This window comes from uncultured Campylobacter sp. (assembly GCF_938045405.1).
Taxonomy (GTDB): domain Bacteria; phylum Campylobacterota; class Campylobacteria; order Campylobacterales; family Campylobacteraceae; genus Campylobacter_B.
This window is the reverse complement of record NZ_CALIMW010000153.1, coordinates 1-3,908: the sequence shown is the minus strand read 5'-3', so window position 1 is coordinate 3,908 and position 3,908 is coordinate 1. Positions and strand designations below refer to the sequence as shown.

Genomic DNA, 3,908 nt, shown 5'->3' with positions numbered 1-3,908 from the left:
GTCGTGCAAGACGGCGACGTGATGCACTTTAGATTTAATGTTTAAAATTTGTTTTTAGGCGTATTGAAATTTGGTTTGCGCTAGCTTTAAAATTTGATAAATTTCGGCTCAAATGCGGGTTTAATAAAATTTTGATTTTGTGCGTAGCGGCTTTTGGCTAAAATTTGTATCGCTAGAACAAAACGAGACTTGTGCACTAAATCCTCGTTAAATTTCGCAATAAATTTAAGAGGGTTTTGCTTGCACTAAAATTTTACGCAAGCAAAGCTACACCGCGCAGGATTTATGCTTAAATTCACCCGGCAAAACATGTCTAAGAAATACTTCCAAAATCGCGCCAAAATTTATGCGCGGCAAAAACTGCACATAAATTTAAAGAGGTAAAATTTTACTAAAAATCGCAATAGCTAGTATCTGCGCGCGATAGTATTTGAATTCTATATTTAAATTTACGGCTTATAAATTTGACATTCGGCGATTTTTAAATTTTATGATCTTAAATTTAAACATGTTTGTTTAGTATGCGGTGCGAACCGCGCTCGTAAAGCTAACCATATTAAATTCGCCGCCGATAGGCGCGGCGGAATTTAGCGAAAATTTTAAAATCAAGCTCGCGATCAGTCTATTTTGCCGTATAAAATTTAAAAGCTAGAATTTTGCCGCGCAGAATTCCGTTGCGCCATGGAGCTTTTCAGAAAAAATGAGCAGGTTTTTTAGCACCGAGCAAACAGGGCACTGAACAAGCGGCGCTAAATTTAACTTAATTTTGGAGGATTATGCGAAATAAGCAGCCCTGTATCGAAGGCAGGATAGAAAACTTGCACGTCCGCGTCCTTAGGCAGGAGATCGAGACGCTCGTGCTTTTTGAGATCGACGGCGTTCGCTTTCGTATGCGTTGCAGGTCGTTCTCGTTTAAGCAGGGCGATTTAGTGCGCGTAAAATACTGCAACCAAGGATATCTAGGCAGCCTCGTCGCCTTGGAAGTCGAGCGTCGCAGAATGCCTTTGGAATATGCCCGCGATTTTGAATTGAGCTCGCTGGATGCCGCAAAACGCACGCTATCTTTAGCTTGGGACATTTTGATTATGTTCGGTCTGATCTTTTTCGTCACGACGGTATTTTACGCGATCTATTTTACGTCCGCAAAAGACGCATTCCCAAATCTGGGCGATTTTTTCTACACTTGCGCGTCGCTTGCGTTTGTTGCGATGATAATTCTGGCATACGTTTATGCGATCGTCCGCGCTATTGAAAGGCGCGCACCTCGTTTGACACAACTGGTGTTTAACCTTGCCGAGAGACTACTTAGCTTAGCGCGACTATTTTGGGCGGTATTGATTGCTTGTGTTGCTGCGATTGCGGTGCTGCTTTGGATTTATATGACATTTATTAAGGATAAAACGGCAAGCCTGAGCGATTTTTTCTATTCTTGCGTAGTGTTCGCACTTGTGTGCGTGATATGCCTAGTTTGTTCTACTTGCATGCAAAAACTCTCATCGTGGCGCAAGCGTCGTAAGAAATAGCGCTACTCCATCACATAAATACGCCGCGCGGAATTTTATAATTACGTCTCTTTAAATTTTGCCGGGTAGAATTTCACGCTACGTTGTAAATTTTATGCGCCGCGAAATTGCAAAATTCCATTTTATAAAAATACGGCGAGCGGCAAAATCCCACCACATAAATAAACCATATCACTACGTTGCGGGCATTGATAATTTACTCGTTTATTTCGCCAAATTAACCCATGCCGTCGTAAATTTTATGTTTTAAAATTTCACGCCGAATCTTTCGCGGCTAAAAAATACCTCGCAGAGCCGCCGTACCCTCTACATGTCTGTATGGCAAGAAATAATGCACGAAGTTTGTGCAAGCGCCCCCAGGCACGCATATTTCGGCGCTCAGTCTGTGTTTGACATGCGTAGAATCGAGATCAGGTATCTCTAATCCACCGCTTTTGTAACCGCTATAGCCCATCTCTATCGGCACCTCTAGCTCATCCTTTTCAAACACGACGCGTCCGCTTTGCACCTGCTCGAGCTTGATATTTTTCAGCACGATCCCGGGCGCACTCACGTGGTCAAAATTTATACTTAGTTCATACGGGGCGCCGGTGGAGTTGTCGTCCGAAAAGTCGGGCTTCGGCTCGCGCTCGTCGCGCCATAGTCGTCCGCCGATGGTGGTAGCTCTTAAGCGGGCGCTGATGCTAAAATCCTTCAGATCCAGCGAAGCGCTGCTAAAATCACGGATGAGCGTCCAGGCCACGACGGTGCGGCCGAAAAATTTATCGGCGATAATATAGCTACCCAAAAGCGAGCTTATGACCACCCAAAACAGAAATATAAATTTAAAAATCTTGCGTAAAACGAACTTTAACGTCTTCATCATTATCTTTTCAATCTAAAGCTTAAGCGGAATTCCGCCTGCAAATCCGTGGATTAAAATTCCGCGCGGGATTTTGCTTATGAAATTTCGCGCTTTTTCAGTCTGCGGCGGAATTTTAAGACAGAATTCTGTGGCGAAATTTTACGGTTAAATTATAAAACAAAATTCCGCCCATGAAATTTTCCCTAGAACCACGCCTGTAAAATTCCATAAACGAAATTCGAAGCTGAAATTTTGTGGGCGGAATTCCATAGTTAAAATTTCGCGATGAAATTTCATAGTTAAAATTTCACGGCAGAGCTTAGAAATCAACTACCGCAGCAAAATTCCGCGTCTTAAAATTTTAAGAAAGTATGAAATTTTTTATCTGATCGCAGATCGCTTCTTCGGATTGTGCGGCGTCGATTTGCAGGGTCTCAACGCCGCACGCCGCGCATGCCTGCGCCATAAGATCTTGCACGCGCATTAGGTATTTTAGCCCGCGAGCCTCGATTATATCGCTGTTAGCGCGCGTTTTAAGCCGTTTCTTGACGAGCTGTTCGTCCGCCAAAAACAGCACGATTTTATCTGCGAATTTGCCCCCGAGCGCAAATTTATTAAGCGCGATAAGCTCGCTAAGATCGGCGTTTTCGTCGTTTGCTAGCGCATAGGCAAGCCCCGAGATGAAGCCGCGATCGCTTAGCACGAGCCTGTCCGCGCCGCCCTTTATCACGCGCTCGTAGTGCTCGGCGCGGTCTGCGAGGAACAAAAGCAGCTCGGCGCGCTTTGAAATTTCGCCGCAGACCTCGCGCAGATTTACGCTGCCTCGCGCCCACTTAAAATCTTCGCCCAAAACGAGGCTTCGCACCGCCTCGCCGAGCTTTGTGCCGCCTGGCTCCTTGGTCACGATCGCCTGCGGAAAAGCCGCCGCCAGCCGCGCTATCTGCGTGCTTTTGCCCACGCCGTCGATACCTTCGAATATTACATACATTTTTCGCCTTTAAATTTGTGCGCTATTTTACAAGCTTATAGCTAAATAGCGGCTTTTTTAAGCAGCCTGGCGCTAAATTTCGCCTCAAAATCGGGCTTTTGCGCGAGCTTGTGCGGGTCGCTTTTGATCTTTCGGCGTAAAATTTTATCGGGCGCTTTGTTGCCCAGCTTTTGCTATTTGCGGTGCGGCTCGCGGTTAAATTTAGCGCTCGAGCAGCAGGCGAGTAAATTTGCGCTTGCGGATATGTACTGAGCGAAGCAGGGCGCCAGTCGGTAAAGACGGCGCGCCGTGTGGATAGAATGGCACGTCGGGCGAGGTAGGGCGTCATTATATACATAGTAGGATATGTCCTTTGCGAAGCGGATGGCGCTAGATGGAAAGGGCGGCGCTTTTGCGGAGCAGGGCGGCGTTATGCAGAGTGGGGCGCATTGGGGTGGGTGAGTGCTGCGCGCGATGATAAAACCGTGACAATGAAATTTTAAATTTTGCCCTATACGTTTATCGGCTCGGGATTTATCGCTATGAAATCTTTCCGCAGATCGCTAAGATCGCA

The 3,908-nt window shown here is 46.0% G+C and carries 3 protein-coding genes; 1 reads left to right on the top strand and 2 read right to left on the bottom strand.

What is annotated here, in order from left to right:
* Positions 1-776 precede the first annotated feature (776 nt).
* Entirely contained in the window at positions 777-1,523 is a 747-nt protein-coding gene (locus tag Q0140_RS06015; RefSeq protein ID WP_297962787.1) for a hypothetical protein, read from the top strand.
* 274 nt (positions 1,524-1,797) lie between these two features.
* Here Q0140_RS06015 and Q0140_RS06010 read toward each other — a convergent pair whose 3' ends face one another.
* Both Q0140_RS06010 and tmk read right to left on the bottom strand, forming a co-directional pair.
* Positions 1,798-2,385, bottom strand: a complete 588-nt coding sequence (locus tag Q0140_RS06010) for a hypothetical protein (protein WP_297962785.1) — start codon at positions 2,383-2,385, stop codon at positions 1,798-1,800.
* Positions 2,386-2,728: 343 nt separating this feature from the next.
* Positions 2,729-3,355 (bottom strand): dTMP kinase, encoded by a 627-nt coding sequence (gene tmk / locus Q0140_RS06005; protein ID WP_297962783.1) that lies wholly within the window; start codon positions 3,353-3,355, stop codon positions 2,729-2,731.
* Positions 3,356-3,908: the final 553 nt, after the last annotated feature.